Origin of the sequence: Pseudomonas sp. JR33AA (assembly GCF_021378985.1) — a bacterium.
GTDB lineage: Bacteria > Pseudomonadota > Gammaproteobacteria > Pseudomonadales > Pseudomonadaceae > Aquipseudomonas > Aquipseudomonas alloputida.
Window position 1 is genome coordinate 252,283 of the sequence record NZ_JAJSAW010000006.1, and the last position, 15,534, is coordinate 267,816.

General features: G+C 64.0%; 14 protein-coding genes. 6 read left to right on the top strand and 8 right to left on the bottom strand.

Annotated features, from left to right (window positions below):
* Window positions 1-16: 16 nt before the first annotated feature.
* Together LVS58_RS12715 and LVS58_RS12720 are read left to right on the top strand one after the other, a co-directional pair.
* Window positions 17-292: a peptidylprolyl isomerase gene (locus LVS58_RS12715; RefSeq protein WP_014860332.1), complete on the top strand. Its 276-nt coding sequence runs from the start codon at window positions 17-19 to the stop codon at window positions 290-292.
* 112 nt (window positions 293-404) lie between these two features.
* Window positions 405-2,879: an autotransporter family protein gene (locus tag LVS58_RS12720; RefSeq protein ID WP_233691380.1), complete on the top strand. Its 2,475-nt coding sequence runs from the start codon at window positions 405-407 to the stop codon at window positions 2,877-2,879.
* Here LVS58_RS12720 and LVS58_RS12725 read toward each other — a convergent pair.
* Window positions 2,876-3,499 carry a LysE family translocator gene (locus LVS58_RS12725; protein WP_233691381.1) on the bottom strand — a complete coding sequence of 208 codons (624 nt, stop codon included), beginning with the start codon at window positions 3,497-3,499 and terminating at the stop codon, window positions 2,876-2,878. The genes LVS58_RS12720 and LVS58_RS12725 overlap by 4 nt on opposite strands.
* Window positions 3,500-3,630: 131 nt before the next feature.
* Here LVS58_RS12725 and LVS58_RS12730 point away from each other — a divergent pair, with 131 nt between their 5' ends.
* Together LVS58_RS12730 and LVS58_RS12735 are read left to right on the top strand one after the other, a co-directional pair.
* Entirely contained in the window at window positions 3,631-4,440 is an 810-nt protein-coding gene (locus LVS58_RS12730) for a helix-turn-helix transcriptional regulator (protein WP_233691382.1), read from the top strand.
* Window positions 4,441-4,523: 83 nt separating this feature from the next.
* Window positions 4,524-5,138 (top strand): LysE family translocator, encoded by a 615-nt coding sequence (locus LVS58_RS12735; RefSeq protein ID WP_233691383.1) that lies wholly within the window; start codon window positions 4,524-4,526, stop codon window positions 5,136-5,138.
* Here the strand turns inward: LVS58_RS12735 and LVS58_RS12740 are convergent.
* The gene (locus LVS58_RS12740) at window positions 5,086-5,811 is read right to left on the bottom strand and encodes a serine/threonine protein phosphatase (protein ID WP_233691384.1); all 726 of its coding nucleotides are present in this window, start codon (window positions 5,809-5,811) and stop codon (window positions 5,086-5,088) included. The two genes, LVS58_RS12735 and LVS58_RS12740, sit on opposite strands and share 53 nt — an antisense overlap.
* Window positions 5,812-6,024: 213 nt before the next feature.
* Between LVS58_RS12740 and LVS58_RS12745 the strand changes: the two genes are divergently transcribed.
* A complete protein-coding gene (locus LVS58_RS12745; protein ID WP_233691385.1) occupies window positions 6,025-6,768 on the top strand; it encodes a carbon-nitrogen hydrolase family protein in 744 nt (247 codons plus the stop codon).
* A complete protein-coding gene (locus LVS58_RS12750) occupies window positions 6,765-7,007 on the top strand; it encodes a hypothetical protein (RefSeq protein WP_233691386.1) in 243 nt (80 codons plus the stop codon). The genes LVS58_RS12745 and LVS58_RS12750 overlap by 4 nt, the downstream gene beginning before the upstream one ends.
* Window positions 7,008-7,011: 4 nt before the next feature.
* Here LVS58_RS12750 and LVS58_RS12755 read toward each other — a convergent pair whose 3' ends face one another.
* The 6 genes from LVS58_RS12755 to LVS58_RS12780 form a co-directional block, all read right to left on the bottom strand.
* Entirely contained in the window at window positions 7,012-7,512 is a 501-nt protein-coding gene (locus LVS58_RS12755; protein ID WP_233691387.1) for a methylated-DNA--[protein]-cysteine S-methyltransferase, read from the bottom strand.
* Window positions 7,513-7,582: 70 nt separating this feature from the next.
* Window positions 7,583-8,383 carry a lipopolysaccharide biosynthesis protein gene (locus LVS58_RS12760; protein WP_233691388.1) on the bottom strand — a complete coding sequence of 267 codons (801 nt, stop codon included), beginning with the start codon at window positions 8,381-8,383 and terminating at the stop codon, window positions 7,583-7,585.
* Between the two features lie 248 nt (window positions 8,384-8,631).
* Entirely contained in the window at window positions 8,632-10,272 is a 1,641-nt protein-coding gene (locus LVS58_RS12765; protein WP_442796458.1) for a fatty acid--CoA ligase, read from the bottom strand.
* Between the two features lie 11 nt (window positions 10,273-10,283).
* Entirely contained in the window at window positions 10,284-12,062 is a 1,779-nt protein-coding gene (locus tag LVS58_RS12770) for an acyl-CoA dehydrogenase C-terminal domain-containing protein (RefSeq protein WP_233691390.1), read from the bottom strand.
* Complete coding sequence (locus LVS58_RS12775; protein ID WP_233691391.1) at window positions 12,055-14,520, bottom strand: efflux RND transporter permease subunit; 2,466 nt, start codon at window positions 14,518-14,520, stop codon at window positions 12,055-12,057. The genes LVS58_RS12770 and LVS58_RS12775 overlap by 8 nt, the downstream gene beginning before the upstream one ends.
* A gap of 15 nt (window positions 14,521-14,535) precedes the next feature.
* Window positions 14,536-15,531: a WD40/YVTN/BNR-like repeat-containing protein gene (locus LVS58_RS12780; RefSeq protein ID WP_233691392.1), complete on the bottom strand. Its 996-nt coding sequence runs from the start codon at window positions 15,529-15,531 to the stop codon at window positions 14,536-14,538.
* Window positions 15,532-15,534: the final 3 nt, after the last annotated feature.

Here is a 15,534-nt window from a genome sequence, read left to right on the forward strand (position 1 = left end):
GATGCACAGGTAGCCCATGAAAGCCCAAGCCCGCCACATACTGGTCAAGACCGCTGACGAAGCCGAAAAGCTCAGGCAGCGCATCGCCAACGGCGAAGCTTTCGACGTGCTCGCCAAAAAGTTCTCGCTGTGCCCATCAGGCAAGCGTGGGGGTGACCTGGGCGAGATTCGCCCAGGGCAGATGGTCGGGGCCATCGACCAGGTGATCTTCAAGAAGCCTTTGCGTGTGGTACACGGGCCGATCAAGAGCAAATTCGGCTACCACCTGGTGCAAACGTTCTACCGCGACTAATGCGCTAGCCCTTTGCCACCTGACATTTTTGCCAGTTGTGGTCGTGACGCACTCCTCTATACAACCCCGGTAACCCTGCGCGCCCTGCTTGATGCGCAGGTCTCCCTGGAGAATGGAGGTTTTCCTGATGCGTCTACGCCTGATGCTGACCCTGGGCTCGCTCCCGCTGCTGGGCATGGTCATGCCCGCCCAAGCAAATTGCACCTTCGCACCCGGCCCGGGGAACGACACCTACACATGTGACAGCGGTACCGCACCCACGTTGGTGGACACCAGCGGCGATAGCCGCCTGGTATTCCCGGCATCCGGTAGCGGCGCCATTACCGGCGACGTAACCTTCGGCGCCGGCAAAGACAGCATCGACATGGCCTCCGGCAGCATCGGCGGCAACGTCAACCAGGGCGCCGGCATCGATGACTTCGTCATGAGCGGCGGCGTCATCGAAGGCAACCTCAACCAGGGTGATGGCCTGGACACCTTTCACATGACCGGCGGCTGGATCAAGGGCACGTTCGACAGCGGCGACTATGCCGAAATGGACGACGGGCGTATCGGCAACGTCAACATGCGGCTGGACGAGAACACCTTCATCATGCGTGGCGGCAGCGTCGACAGGAACGTCATCACGGCCTTCGACAAGGACTACATCGAAGTCTTCGATGGCAACATCGGCGGCAACATCAGCGTCAGCGGTGGCGATGACCAGGTGCTGGTGCACGGTGGCCAGGTTGGCGGCGATTTGTTGCTGAGCACTGGCAACGACCGCTTCACCTGGGACGGAGGCCGTATTGGCGGGCGCGTGGATGCGGGGCCAGGTGATGACACGGCACTGCTCAAAGGCCTCACGCCCGAGGTGCTGAGTATCACTCTGGACGGCGGCGACGGTAACGACAGCCTGACGTTCGATGCCAGCCAGCCGGCCGGCGGTGCCCACTATGTGAACTGGGAGCGCGTGGCGCTGAACAACGGCAGCCGGCTGACACTGGATGACACGCTGGTACTGGGCGACACCAACAGCAGCACGGGCAGCCTCGCCCTCGACGCCAGCAGCAGCATCACGTCACGCCAAGGAGTGATCACAGCGTTTGCCCCAGGCCAGCGCGCCTCGGTCAGCAACGCAGGTACCCTTGACCTCACAGCCGGCAATGATGCCATGGGCCGCCTGAACATCGAGGGCGATTACACCGGCGACAACGGCACCCTGCGCCTGAACAGCGTGCTGGCCGGCGATGGCGCGGCTTCCGATCGCCTGGTGGTCAGCCGCGGCGCCATCGCCGGCTCTACCCACATGCTCATCAACAACCTCAACGGCGCAGGTGCGGCGACTGCGCGCAATGGCATCCAGGTGGTCGAAGCCCGTGACGGCGCCACCAGCACGGCCACCGCCTTTGTGCAGACCCAGACGCTATCGGCCGGTGCCTACGACTATCGGCTGTTCAAAGGGGGCGTCACTGCCGGCAGTGAAAACAGCTGGTACCTGCGCTCGACGCTGGTTGCGCCACCCGCTCAGGCCCCTGTGCCGGCACCGGGCGAACCACCCGTGATCGCCCCGGCCGTCACTCCGCCCGTCGCTGCGCCAGCGCCCGGCCAGGTCGAGCTGCCTGCGCCGGTGCTGGGCCAAAGCCTGCCGCTGTACCGTCCCGAGGTGCCGGTTTATGCCGCAGCGCCACGGGGTGCCGCGATCATCGCCCGTCAGGCATTGGGCACCTTCCACCAGCGCCAGGGCGACCAGCTGTTACTGCAGGGTGAAAGCGCCCTGCCCGCCAGCTGGGGGCAAGCCTACGGCGGCACGCTGCGCCAGCAGTGGAGCGGCACGGTCAACCCGAGCCTGGATGGCGACCTGTACGGTTTCAAAGTGGGTCAGGACCTGTATGCCAAGGTTGGCGAGAGCGGTTACCGCCAGCATGTCGGTATCTACGCAAGCCACAGCCGCCTGAACGCCGACGTCAAAGGTTTTGCCCTGGCCGTACAGAACCGCAGCGTGGGCGACCTGAAGCTCGATGGTGATAGCGTGGGCACGTACTGGACCCTGGTCGGGCCACAGGGCGCCTACGTGGACGCGGTGTTGCAGTACACCCGCCTGGATGGCCGCGCCCGCTCCGACCGTGGCGACACGCTGAACCTCGACGGCCACGCCTGGACGGCTTCACTGGAATCGGGCTACCCCATCACCCTGTCCGAGCGTTGGACCGTGGAACCGCAAGCGCAGCTGATTGCGCAAAAGGTCGCGCTGGACAGCGCCAGCGACAGCGTCTCGCGCATCAGTCATGACGCCCAGGTCGAGCTGACCGGCCGCTTGGGCCTGCGCCTGGAGGGTGCGTTCACAGGAAGCAGCGGGCGCCTGTTGCAGCCCTTTGCGCAGGTCAACCTGTGGCACGGCGACGGTGGGCGCGACACCTTGACCTTCGATGACGCAGACACGATCAAGACCGACTACCGCTATACCTCAATGCAACTGGAAAGCGGAGTGGTTGCGCAGGTCAACCAAGCGCTGAGCCTGCATGGCGGCGTGCAGTACACCGCCAACCTGGACAGCCGCCAGCAGGAAGCCAGCGGCGTGAACCTGGGCGTGCGCTGGCAGTTCTAGCGGCGCGCCGCCAACAGACCGACGCCCGCGCAGCCCAGCAAGGAAGCGCTGACCCGATTGAACATCCGGCGTGGGCCGGGCTGGCTGAACCAACGCTGCATGTAGGCGCCCAGGCCTGAGTAGATGGCGATGGCCGCCCATTCCAGCAGCAGGAACAACACACCCAGCCAAAGGAACTGCTCACTCACCGGGGTACTGCTACCGACCGAGACGAACTGCGGCAGGAAGGCGGTGAAGATCAGGATGGCCTTGGGGTTGCCGGCCGCCACCCAGAACTCCTGGCGCGCCAGGCGCCAAGTGCCGCCTGGGTGATCGCTTGCCACCACGGTCTCGCTCACGGGGGCGCGCCACAGTTGCCAGGCGATGTAGAACAGGTAGGCCGCGCCCACCACCTTGATGGCCAGGAACAGGTATTCGCTGGTATGCAACACCACTGCCAGACCCATCGCGGCCAGGGCGATCATGCCGCAGAAGGCAAGGATACGGCCGCCGCCGGCCACGCAGGCGGTGCGCAGGCCGTAACGGCTGGCGTTGTGCAGTGACAACAGGTTGTTAGGTCCTGGCGCCATGTTCAAGGCGAAGCAGGCAGGGATGAAGAGCAGCAGGCTTGGAAGGTCCATTCTCGTTTTCCTCTGACAACAGCCCGCTATTTCGGCGCGTTCCGGGCCCTGCGGTCAAGTAACAGCCGGCGATAAAAACTGTACGGGTGCGCGACACCTGTTACCCTGCCGACAATACCGAGGAGCCTGTAATGCCCCGTTCCCACGCCACCCTGTGGCGCGACCCGGCCCTGGCACATGTCGAAAGCCGGCGCGCCTGCCACAGCCGGGCCTGCTACAAGGCCCACAGCCACCCGACGTTTTCCATCGGTGCGGTGGATGCTGGCCACAGCCATTTCACCGGGGCGGTCGACGGGCAGCAACACCTGGCACCTGGCACACTGGTACTGGTCCCGCCCCACCGCGTGCATGCCTGCAACCCGGCATCCGGCCTGGCGTGGAGCTATCAGATGCTGCATGTGGATGCCGACTGGCTGACGCAGTTACGCCTGGAGTCGGGTCTTGGCGGTATCGAAGCCGGCGAACCGGTGCGTATCTGCAGGGAGGCTGAGGTATATCGGCAGTTCTGCGATCTGAACGGGTTACTGTTTTCCAGTGCCTGCAACGGCGAGAAAGATGCCGCGCTGATAGCTTTTCTTGGGGACCTGGATTTCTCCGCGCACCCACCGCTGGCAGCGGCCCCCGCCCTGGAAGCAGCCACCTTGAGCGGATTGCTTGCACGCATCGAACACCAGGACCCTGCACAATTGAGCCTGGAGGTATTGGCGCGGGAGGCGGGGCTTGGGCGCTATCAACTGATCCGCGCGTTTCGAGCAGCGACCGGGTTTACCCCGCATGCCTACCTGCTCAATGCCCGAGTCAATCGCGGGCGGCAACTGTTGAGTGAAGGGCTGGCCCTGGCAGAAGTGGCCTACCAGCTTGGCTTTGCTGACCAGAGCCATTTCCAGCGGGTGTTCAAGGCCCATGTGGGGGTTACGCCAGGGCAGTACCGAGGAAACTGAAGGCTGCTGCACGTGCAATATTGTTCAATACGCCAGAACAGGCCCGGCAGCAGACTGCGGTTTTTTCCGTAGAGCAGCCTCCAATGCAACAATTCATGATCATCGCCCTGGCCCACTTCCTTGCCCTGCTCTCACCTGGCCCGGATTTTTTCCTGGTCGCACGCAACGCAATCAGCAGCGGCTGGCGCATCGCCAGCGGTGCCTGCCTGGGCATAGCGTTGGCCAATGGCGCGTTCATCGTCATCGCCTTCACCGGGCTTTCGGTACTGCAGCAGGGCAGCCTGCTGTTCACCGCCCTGCAATTGGCCGGCGCCAGCTACCTGCTGTACATCGGCGCGCTGTTCCTGCGCCATGCCGGGCAAACCAGCCTGGGCACAGTAGCAGGCAGCCAGCGGGTTCATGGCTGGTGGCGCAGTTTGGGCATGGGCTTCTTGTCCGGCATTCTCAACCCCAAGAACGCGCTGTTCTATGCCAGCCTGGCCAGCATGGTCGCCAGCGTCAGCCCCGGCTGGAAAACGGCCTACGCCCTATGGATGTTCAGCATCGTCCTGCTCTGGGACTTGCTGGTTGCCGTGGTCATCGGCAACCAGCGGGTACTGCGGCGATTCGCCCGCAGCCTGGCGTGGCTGGAGCGGGCCTCGGGGGTCATGCTGGTGATGTTGGCAGGGGCGTTGTTGCTGCATCTGGCTCGGGGCTGATCCGTTGCAAGGTGCGCATGTCGACCAAGGTGAAATGGCCGCTGGCCCAGCCCCCCGTGTCCAGGTGCCACACATTGCCCAGCAGCTTGGCCTCCAGCACCGGGGTGTGGCCGACCAGCAGGGCTCGCAGCCCCTGCACCGGTTGGGTGTCCCCCTCCTTCAGGCGCCGACGTGACCACTGGCACACTTGGCGCACCTCAGGGTCGTCATCCAGTTCCAGCCACGAGCGTAAGTCTGCCCAGTCGGCAAACGGGCTGTCGGCATGCAGCAGGCCTACCAGGCCGTCTGCACTCTCCACTTCCATGGCAATCGGCAACTGCTCGAAACGCTCCACGAAACGCAGTTGCTCGCGCCGCGGCAAGTCGAGAAACCAGCCCCCCCCGGCGGCGCGGTACATGCCCAGGTCCAGCCGCCCACCGCGCACGCGGGTGATTGCCAAGGCTTCATGATTACCCTGGACGGCATGGAACCAAGGCTGGGCCAGCCATTCCAGTGCGGCCTCGCTGTGCGGCCCACGGTCGACCAGGTCACCCACGCTGAACAGGCGGTCCACCGCCGGATCGAACCCTACCGCATCCAGGCATTGTTGCAGGCGCTGGAAGTGGCCATGGATATCGCCCACCGCCAGGTCCCGTCCCCGGATATTGGCGATCATCCGCCGAAACCGTGCCATTACAGTGTTCCTCCGCTGGTAGCACCCTGCCCACCTTCGCGCGTACCGTGCTCATGGCGCTGTCACTGGACAGCATGGCACAAGGTACCGTGGCTGCGCAGATCGATGTGCGTTCGCTGCGCACCCGGGGCTTCCTGAAAAACCCTTCACTGGAACGGGCGTTAGTGCCGATAGTATGCTCGGCGTTTGAACCTCTGCCAGGGAAGGGTCTTGATGAAACTGTGCGCCGTACAACTGGTGTCGCTCAAGGGCGATTTGCCAGGCAACCTCCAGCGCCATCTGGTTTGCATCGAGCAGGCTGCTGCCCTGGGTGCCGAACTGGTGGTGTTCCCCGAGCTGTCGCTGACCGGCTATGAGCCGGGTATGGCGCGCCAGGCCGCCCTGCCCATCACCTCCGCGCGCCTGGACCCGCTGCAGGCAGCCTGCGACCGCCTGGGCATTACCCTTGCCGTGGGCCTGCCATTGCCAACGCCCCACGGCATACGTATCGGCATGCCCGTCTTCTGCCCTGGGGCGCCGCGCCAGGCCTATGCCAAGCAGCGCTTGCATGATGATGAGTTGCCTTACTTCACCCCAGGTGATCAGGCATTGCTGCTGGAGGTGGGTGAACACCGGTTGGCGCCGGCGATCTGCTACGAATCGATGTTCATGGCGCATGCCGCCCTGGCCCGCGAGCGCGGTGCCGACCTGTACCTGGTCAGCGTTGCGAAAACCGCCAAGGGTATCCGCGAGGGATACGCGCACTACCCAGAGGTGGCACGCGAGCTGGGCATGCCGGTGCTGATGGCCAACTGTGTGGGGCCGGCCGACACCTTCATCGGTGCCGGCGGTTCGGCAGCATGGGATAGCCAGGGGCACTTGCTGGCCAGCCTGGATGACCACAGTGAAGGGCTGATCGTACTCGACACCCGCAGTGCCAGCGCGATCACCTTGCCGTTGGACGCGTACCCTGCATGATCTATCTGTTTCTAGCGTTGCTCAGTTACGCCTGCACCTACTGCCTGGTCGGCTTGCTGATTCAGGGGCAACTTGCCGATGTGGCCGAGGGCTTGCGCCATCGGCCCGATGCGCCTACGCCCGGAGAGTACCTGCGTGAGGTCGAGCCCCGCGCACGTCAGGCACGGCGGCAATACACCCTGATCGCCGGTTCGGTGCTGGCCGTGCTGGCCTGCCTGATCGCCAGCTGGTTCGGCTGAAGCCCTAAAGGTCCAGCGCCAGGCTCTGCCGGCCCTCAAGCGCCAGCAAGTATTGCTTGGCCGCCAGGCCACCGGCAAAACCGGTCAGGCTGCCCGACGCGCCGATTACCCGGTGACACGGGGCGATGATCGAAATCGGGTTGCGGCCATTGGCGGCGCCTACTGCGCGCACCGCCCCGGGGTTGCCAAGCTGCCGGGCAATGTCGCTGTAGCTGCGGGTTTCGCCGAACGGTATCGCCAGCAACGCAGCCCACACCTGGCGCTGGAACTCAGTTCCGGCAAAGTCCAGCGCCAGTTCGAAACGCTGGCGCTTGCCGTCAAAGTACTCGCCCAACTGGCGAGCGGTTTCCCGCAGTACCGGGCACTGGTCGTCCCGATGCACTGCGCCCAGGCGAACGCGGTTTTCCCGCTCCTCTTCCCACAATACGGCTGCCAGACAATTGCCACGGGCCACCAGGGTCAGCATGCCGACGGGCGATGGCATGATCGTGAATGCGCTGGACATAGCCGGCTCCTGCAAGTTGCGATCGGCCCACTGTACGCATCCACAGTTTTTCATGCACCCGCTTTCTTGCTCAGGTATTTGCGCAGCGCGCAATGTGCCGCGCCTGGCTGAGATTGACCTTGGGGATCAGCTCAGCGGGAATCCGTGATATTGCCGACAGGTTGTAGACGTGAAAATGCTCGCTGACCACTTCCCTGGCCATCAACTTCAACGACGGCAGGATGCGGCTGTCCCAGTGCTGGTCGAGCCCGCACGGCGAACACTGGCCCTGGCCGTCCTCGTAAAAGCGCCCGACGCTCTGATCAAGGTCAACACCTACCAGCAGCACTTCTTCGAAACCCAGGTGATAGGCCAACTGCAAGGCCACATAAGCCACCGTGCGGGCATCGTAAAAGCCTTGGGCCAGGTTTTTGCTGAAGGCAATCGAGCGGCTGCGTTTGCTCCACAGTGCCCGGTTGCACACGCAACTGTCCCCATGGCCGCGCAAACCGTCCAGCAGGCTCGGCATGTCGGCTTTGTGCAAGGCATAACACTGGGTGTGGGCTGGCACATTGGCGCGCGCATACTGCTCTGGCCACAGGGCCAGGCGTTCGCTGTCGCGCAAGGCAATGGCGAACAAGGCCGGCTGCTGCTGGCAAAAGCTTTTGTCGGTGCACACGTAGAAGAAGGGTTTGATGCCGTGTTCGGCGGTCATGGCGACCGACCCATTCATGGCAATGATGGGCAAATGCGCAAACTCGCCCAGCGGGAAATGTTTGGCAGAAGCGCCGGAGGCAAGGATCACCACGGGGCCCTGCTGGGAATTGCGACACGCCTCGAAACCGGAGAACGCCCCGCGTTCAGCGCTTGGCTGCGTCGGAAGTGTGTTCATCAATGGCATCTTTAACCGGATAGTACAAACCACAATACTGATCCGTGTATATGCCGTGGCCGCTTTAACCTAACTTTACCTGGGTGAACTTAAGTCAACCGCCATTCCCTTGTTTGGCGGGGTTTTGGGGCTGCTGTGCAGCCCATCGCGACCCAAGGTCGCTCTGGCAAAGACCGCACCAGGCAACAAGATGGGGCGCAAAGCGCCCCCAAGCATCGCAAGCCACCTCTAGGTACTGGCTGAAAAGCCTAGATTGCTGTCTGGCGAATGCGTTTCTTGTCGATCTTGCCGACACTGGTCTTGGGGAGCTCGTCCACACACCGCACCTGCCGCGGTACCGCCCACTTGGTCAGGTGCCCGCTGTCGACAGACGGCTGCAGGTGCCTGGCCAATGCCGGTTGGTCCAACTGCACACTGTCATGACAGACCACCAGGGCCAAAGGTTGTTCCCCCCACTGGGGATCAGGAATACCAATGACCGCGACCGAGGCGACGGACGGGTGCTGGCTGATCAGGTTTTCCAGCGCCACCGAACTGATCCACTCGCCACCGGTCTTGATCACATCCTTGATGCGATCGCGAATGCGCACCACGCCCAGCGGGTCGATACAGGCCAGGTCACCAGTGTGCATCCAGCCACCCAGCCACAGCGCCGCGCCTTGCTCCGGCTCGTGCAGGTAACCCTGGGTAAGCCAAGGCGCGCGCACCACAATTTCGCCCAGGCTTGCGCCATCGTGCGGTACTTCCCTGCCCTCGCTATCGACGATACGCAGGTCCACCATGGCAATCGGCACACCGGCATCGATGCGCAGCGGCAGTTGCTGCGCCATGGGCTGTGCCAGCAAGTCGATGCTCAAGTGGGTGATGCTGAGCAGCGGGCAGCTTTCCGACATGCCGTAGCCGCAATGCACGCTGATGCCGCGCCCGCTGGCACGCTGGGCCAGGCTCAGCGTCAGGGCGCTGCCGCCCAGCAGCATCTTCCAGCCAGTCAGGTCGGTGCAGCGCCCTTGCTCGCTGTCGAGCATCATCTGCAGCACCGTCGGTACGCAATGGGAGAACGTCACCCCCTCGTCATGGAACAGGCGCACCAGGCGGTTGGGCTCGTAACGCCCGGGGTAGACCTGCTTGATGCCCAACGCCGTGGCCACATAGGGCACGCCCCAGGCATGCACGTGGAACATGGGCGTGATCGGCATGTACACATCGCCAGTGCGCAGCAGCGGTACCTCGCCACATGCGGCCAAGGTGCCCTGCTCGACCAGGGTATGCAGCACCAGTTGCCGGTGGCTGAAGTACACACCCTTGGGGTTGCCGGTGGTACCGCTGGTGTAGAACAGGGTGGCCAGCGAGTTTTCGTCGAAATCGGCAAATTCGAACTGTGGTGCTGCCGCCGCCAGCATGGCTTCGTATTCGCCCAGCAAAGGCACTGTCTGCGCGGCGGCAGCGCCGTCGCTGAGGCGGATGATGCCCTCGACGGTCGGCAGGTCTGCACGCAGCTGCTGTATCAATGGCAGGAAGTCGTCATGCACCAGTACCCACCGATCCTCGGCGTGGTTCATGGTGTAGCGCACCTGCTCGCTGGACAGCCGCACGTTTACCGTATGCAACACCGCCCCCAGCATCGGCACGGCAAAGAAACATTCCAGTGCCCGGTGGCTGTCCCAGTCGAGCAATGCCACCGTGTCGCCAGGCTTGACCCCGGCCGTGGTCAGCACGTTGGCCAGCCGTTGGATGCGTTCCAGCAACGTGGTGTAGGTGTAGCGCAGCTTGTCGGCGTAGACGATTTCCTGGTTGGGCTGGTAGCGCACACCCGACAGCAGCAGGCGTTTGATCAGCAGCGGATAGTCATAGGCTTGCTCGGCCCGGGGCATGACGCGTGTGGTGAGCATGTTGGCGGCCATCACAGTTGCACGGCCTCGAGCAGGTACAGGCTATCGCTGCCGGCCCTGACGCTGGCGCTAAGCGAATGGATGCGTGGTAGCAGGCGTGCAAAGTAGAAGCGCGCGGTACCGAGCTTGCTCAGGTGGAATGGCTCAGGTGCCGCGTGGCCCTGGCACACCACGGCCATGCGCGCCCACAGGTAGGCGTAGAAGGTGTAGCCAAACACGTGCAGGTATTCCACCGCCGATGCGCCAAGCTCGCGCGGGTTGCCTTGGCTGCGGTCGAGCAACCACGCACTCAGTTCGTCAAGGTTGTGCACGGCAGCCAGCAGTGGTGCACTGAACTCGGCATGCGCCACTGGCAGCGCCTGGGCAAAGCTGACGATTTCGTCAGCTACGCCGCGGTAGGCCTTGCCGCGATCACCAAACAGCTTGCGCCCTACCAGGTCGAGCGCCTGGATGCCATTGGTGCCTTCGTAGATCTGGGTAATGCGGCAGTCACGAATCAACTGCTCCTGGCCCCACTCGCGGATATAGCCGTGGCCACCCAGCACTTGCTGGCCGTGCAGGGTAGTCTCCAGCCCCATGTCGGTAAGGAACGCTTTGGCTACCGGCGTAAGCAACGCCACCTTGGCCTCGGCATTGGCACGTGTAGCCGGGTCGTCGCTGTATTTGGCCAGGTCCAACTGCAACGCCACGTAGGTGGAAAATGCCCGCCCACCTTCGTTCAACGCTTTCATGGTCAGCAGCATGCGGCGTACGTCCGGGTGGACGATGATCGGGTCGGCATGCTGCGACGGCGCTTCGACACCCGACGGCGCGCGGCCTTGAAGACGATCACGGGCATAAGCGATGGCCCCCTGATAAGACCGCTCGCCCAGCGCCAGCCCCTGTATACCCACGCCCAGGCGCTCGTAGTTCATCATGGTGAACATGGCATTGAGGCCCTTGTTCGGCTCGCCGACCAGGTAGCCAATGGCGCCGTCGAAATTCATCACACAGGTGGCCGAGGCCTTGATGCCCATCTTGTGCTCGATCGAGCCGCAGCTCACTGCATTGGCCTCGCCAAGCACGCCGTCGGCGTCGACCAGCACCTTGGGCACCAGGAACAGCGAGATGCCTTTGGGGCCGGCCGGGGCATCCGGTAGCCGCGCCAGCACCAGGTGGATGATGTTCTCGGTCAGGTCCTGCTCGCCGCCAGTGATGAAGACCTTGGTGCCGCTGATGCGGTAGCCGCCGTCGGCGATGGGTTGTGCCCGGGTGCGGATCAGGCCCAGGTCGGTGCCCGCGTGGGGCTCGGTCAGGCACATCGAACCGGCCCAACGCCCTTGGTACATGGGTGGCAGGTACAGCGCCTGCAAAGCCTCACTGGCATGGTTGCGCAGTGCCAGGCAGGCCCCGGCGGTCAGCATCGGGTACAGGCCAAACGACAGGTTGGCGGCATTGAGCATCTCTTCGAGTTGGGCGCCGATCACCTTCGGCATGCCCATGCCGCCGTAGGCCGGGTCACCGGCCACACCTACCCAGCCATCAGCGGCAAATGCCCGGTAGGCATCGGCGAAGCCGTCGGGCGTGCGTACCTGGCCAGCCTCCCAGCGGCAGCCCTGCTCGTCGCCACTGTGGTTGAGCGGCGCCACTCGCTCGGCAATCAGCTTGCCGGCCTGCTCGAGGATGGCCCGGGCAGTGTCAGCATCGACCACTTCGGCCAGCAGGGGCGTTTGCGCCCACCAGGTCGGGATGTCGAACACTTCGTTGAACAGAAAATCCATGTCGCGCAATGGCGCAAGGTAATCAGACATGAGGCGAGCACTCGGTTTCTTGGGTTTGCGAAAGCGCCGGCGCCTGGGCATCGGCAGCTGCCGGGGCGCCCTGGCCGCGCAGGAGGAAGTGCGACAACGCGGGTATCAGCACCAGCGCGCCGAGCATGTTCCACAGGAACATGAAGGTCAGCAGCAGGCCCATGTCGGCCTGGAACTTGATCGGCGACCAGGCCCAGCCGGCTACGCCAGCGGCCAAGGTGATACCGACCAGCCCCACCACCCGACCGGTGAAGGCCAGTGCTTTCTGGTAGGCGTGGGCCAGGCTCAGGCCGGCGCGCTGGTAGTGCAACTGCACGCTCAGCAGGTACAGCGCGTAGTCCACGCCAATGCCCACCCCCAAAGCGATCACCGGCAAGGTGGCAACCTTGACGCCAATGCCCATGGCCACCATCAACGCCTCGCACAGCACCGAAGTAAGCATCAGTGGCAGGATTGCCACCAGCGTCGCTCGCCAACTGCGGAAGGTGACCAGGCAGAACAGGGTCACCGCCAGGTACACCAGCAACAGCATGCGGTGGTTGGCCTCGCGCACCACCACATTGGTGGCGGCCTCGATACCGGCGCTGCCGGCGGCCAGCAGGAACTGGTGGTCAGCATTGCTGTTGGCCTGGGCGAAACGCTCAGCCGCTACAGCCACCTGGGCCAGCGTGTCGGCGCGGTGGTCCTTGAGGTAGGCGATCACCGGCATCAGCGAACAGTCGTTGTTGAACAGCTCCGGGGCGTTGACCGAGGCTTGCTGGGCGGCGTAATTGAGCACGTCCTGGTTGCGCTGCAGGCTGTTCAGGCGCGCGTTGCCTTCGTAGGTACCGGCAGTGATCTGGCGCACCGCGTTTGCCAGCGACACGGTGGTCTGCACACCCGGCAGTTGCTGCAGCTCCCAGGCCAGGCGGTCGGCGAGGATCAATGTCTGGTATTGCAGGCAGCCTTCGGGGGCAGTCTTGACCATGACCGCAAAGGTATCGCTGGACAGTGCGTAATGCTGGGTGATGTAAGCATTGTCGCGGTTGTAGCGCGAGTCCGCACGCAGCTCGGGGGCGCCACTGTCGAGGTCGCCGATTTTCAGCTGGAGGCTACCCCAGATGCCCAGGGTGGCCAGCGCCAGGGCAGCCAGCAGTGCAGCGCAGGCCCACTTGCGTTCGGTGAATCGGTCAAGCAGGTCCCACAGCCGGCCGAAGCCACGGTGCTGATCCGCGCGAGCATCGATACGTAGCGCTCGCTCGGCAGCCTTGCGGCCCACACCGACATAGGACAGTGCCACCGGCATCAACAGCAACGAGGTAAAAATCAGCACCGCCACACCAATGCTGGCGGTGATTGCCAGGTCCTGGATTACCGGAATATCGATCAGCATCAGCACCGCAAAGCCCACGGCATCGGCCAGCAGTGCGGTGACCCCGGCCACGAACAGGCGGCGGAAGGTATAGCGGGCGGCAATCTGCCGGTGCGTACCGCGGCCTATGTCCTGAAGGATGCCGTTCATCTTCTGCGCCGCGTGCGACACGCCGATGGCAAAGATCAGGAACGGCACCAGGATCGAATACGGGTCGATGGCATAGCCCAGCCAGGCGACGATACCCAGCTGCCATACCACCGCAGTCAGCGAACACACCACCACCAGCAAGGTGCTGCGCACACAGCGGGTATAGCAGTAGATGATCACCAGGCTGGTCAGCACAGCCAGCGCAAAGAACGCCATCACCTGGATCAGGCCGTCGATCAGGTCGCCCATCAGCTTGGCGAACCCGATCACATGAATGCGGTACTGGCCGCCGGCCTGGTACTGACTGCGCAGTTGTTCGAGCTTTTGTGAAAAGGCATGGTAGTCCAGGCCTTTGCCGGTGGCTGAGTCCTGGTCGAGCAGCGGCACCACCAGCATGCTCGACTTGAAGTCGCGCGCTACCAGGCTGCCGACGATGTTGGCACGCTCGATGTTCTGCCTGAGCTGTTCGATATCGCCGGCTGCGCCTTGATACCCGTCAGGCATGACCGGGCCGCCCTGGAACCCCTCCTCGGTTACCTCGGTCCATCGCACCGCCGGGCTCCACAATGACTTCACCCATGCCCGGTCCACGCCTTGGCTGAGGAACAGTTCGTCGTTGATATGGCGCAGGGTCTGCAAGTAACCCGGGTCGAAGATATCGCCGTGGGTGTTCTCTACCACCACCCGTACCGCATTGCCCAATCCGCGCAGCGAAGCGCGGTTTTCCAGGTAGTGCTGTATGTAGGGATGGCTCTGCGGCAGCATCTTGTCAAAGCTGGGGCGCAGCTCAAGGCGCGTCGCCGCCATGAAGCCCAGTACCAACGTTGCCAGCAGCATGCACAGCAGAAATGGCCAGCGATGGTTGAACACCAGGCGTTCCAGGCAATTGCCCGAGTGCGGGTCGAAATCGGCGAGGTTGCGGATTACCGGAAGCGTATCTTGGCGGGTAGCGGCCATCAGGGTCTTCTCTTGTCAGGGGTGCTGCGTGGGGTTACCGGCCTGGTTGCGCACGCCACGCTCGCCCACCAGCACCAGGCCGTTCCCGGCATCGCTGACGAGTGCGGTGACGGGGCTGCGGGGGCTGCGGGCTACCGGGCTGAAGCTGGCGCCGTCATCGCGGCTGAGCAGCAGGTCACCGGCCTGGCTGGCAATCCAGAACTGCCCGTCACGGTCGACACCGGCGGCGGTGAGGCTGGCGTTGATTCCGGTGTCGATCCGTTGCCACTGCTGGCCGCCATTGGAACTGCGGTAGGCGTGGCCGCGCAGGCCGTAAATCAGCAGCACACCGGGCTTGCCGACGGCGCCGAACAGGGTGCCGGCGTAGGGGGTGACGACGCGGACGAAGCGCTTGCCGTCCCACTTCAGCAACAGGCCCTGCTCGCCCGTGATGTACAGCTCGTCGCCCACCGCGGCCAGGCTGGTCAGGTGCAGGCCTTGCGGGTTGTCGCTGTGGTCGAGCCAGGGCTGCCAGTGCTTGCCGCCATCCGTGGTGCGAAGCAGCAGGTTGAACACCCCCACCGCGTAGCCCGTGCGGGCATCGTCGAACCACACGTCGAGCAAGGCGTTGTCGGTGGCCGCGCCTGGCAGCTGTTCGGCCAGTACCCGGCCGTCCAGCTGTTTTTGCCAGTGCATGCCACCGTCGCGGCTGTGCAGGACCACACCGTCGTGGCCCACCGCCCAGCCCAGCTCGGGCGTGGCGAAGCTCACCGCATTCAAGTCTGCGCTGACCGGCACCTGGGCTTGCTGCCAGTGCGCGCCGTGGTCATCGGAATACAGGATGTGCCCACGCGGTCCGACCGCGACCAGGCGCTGCCCGGCCAAGGTCACATCACGCAGGGCGCTACTGCTGGCAAGGGCGCTGGGCATGGCGGGCACATCCAGCACATCGGTGAATGGCGCTGCATGGGCCGCGCCATGCAGCGCAGCCAGAGCCAGCATTACCACGCTGCATCGTTTGAAGACAGACATTGG

Bases quoted from the DNA above. Each gene is read 5' to 3' on its own strand.
- LVS58_RS12715 (WP_014860332.1), top strand. From the start codon at position 17: ATGAAAGCCCAAGCCCGCCACATACTGGTCAAGACCGCTGACGAAGCC.
- LVS58_RS12720 (WP_233691380.1), top strand. From the start codon at position 405: ATGGAGGTTTTCCTGATGCGTCTACGCCTGATGCTGACCCTGGGCTCG.
- LVS58_RS12725 (WP_233691381.1), bottom strand. From the start codon at position 3,499: ATGGACCTTCCAAGCCTGCTGCTCTTCATCCCTGCCTGCTTCGCCTTG.
- LVS58_RS12730 (WP_233691382.1), top strand. From the start codon at position 3,631: ATGCCCCGTTCCCACGCCACCCTGTGGCGCGACCCGGCCCTGGCACAT.
- LVS58_RS12735 (WP_233691383.1), top strand. From the start codon at position 4,524: ATGCAACAATTCATGATCATCGCCCTGGCCCACTTCCTTGCCCTGCTC.
- LVS58_RS12740 (WP_233691384.1), bottom strand. From the start codon at position 5,811: ATGGCACGGTTTCGGCGGATGATCGCCAATATCCGGGGACGGGACCTG.
- LVS58_RS12745 (WP_233691385.1), top strand. From the start codon at position 6,025: ATGAAACTGTGCGCCGTACAACTGGTGTCGCTCAAGGGCGATTTGCCA.
- LVS58_RS12750 (WP_233691386.1), top strand. From the start codon at position 6,765: ATGATCTATCTGTTTCTAGCGTTGCTCAGTTACGCCTGCACCTACTGC.
- LVS58_RS12755 (WP_233691387.1), bottom strand. From the start codon at position 7,512: ATGTCCAGCGCATTCACGATCATGCCATCGCCCGTCGGCATGCTGACC.
- LVS58_RS12760 (WP_233691388.1), bottom strand. From the start codon at position 8,383: ATGAACACACTTCCGACGCAGCCAAGCGCTGAACGCGGGGCGTTCTCC.
- LVS58_RS12765 (WP_442796458.1), bottom strand. From the start codon at position 10,272: ATGCTCACCACACGCGTCATGCCCCGGGCCGAGCAAGCCTATGACTAT.
- LVS58_RS12770 (WP_233691390.1), bottom strand. From the start codon at position 12,062: ATGTCTGATTACCTTGCGCCATTGCGCGACATGGATTTTCTGTTCAAC.
- LVS58_RS12775 (WP_233691391.1), bottom strand. From the start codon at position 14,520: ATGGCCGCTACCCGCCAAGATACGCTTCCGGTAATCCGCAACCTCGCC.
- LVS58_RS12780 (WP_233691392.1), bottom strand. From the start codon at position 15,531: ATGTCTGTCTTCAAACGATGCAGCGTGGTAATGCTGGCTCTGGCTGCG.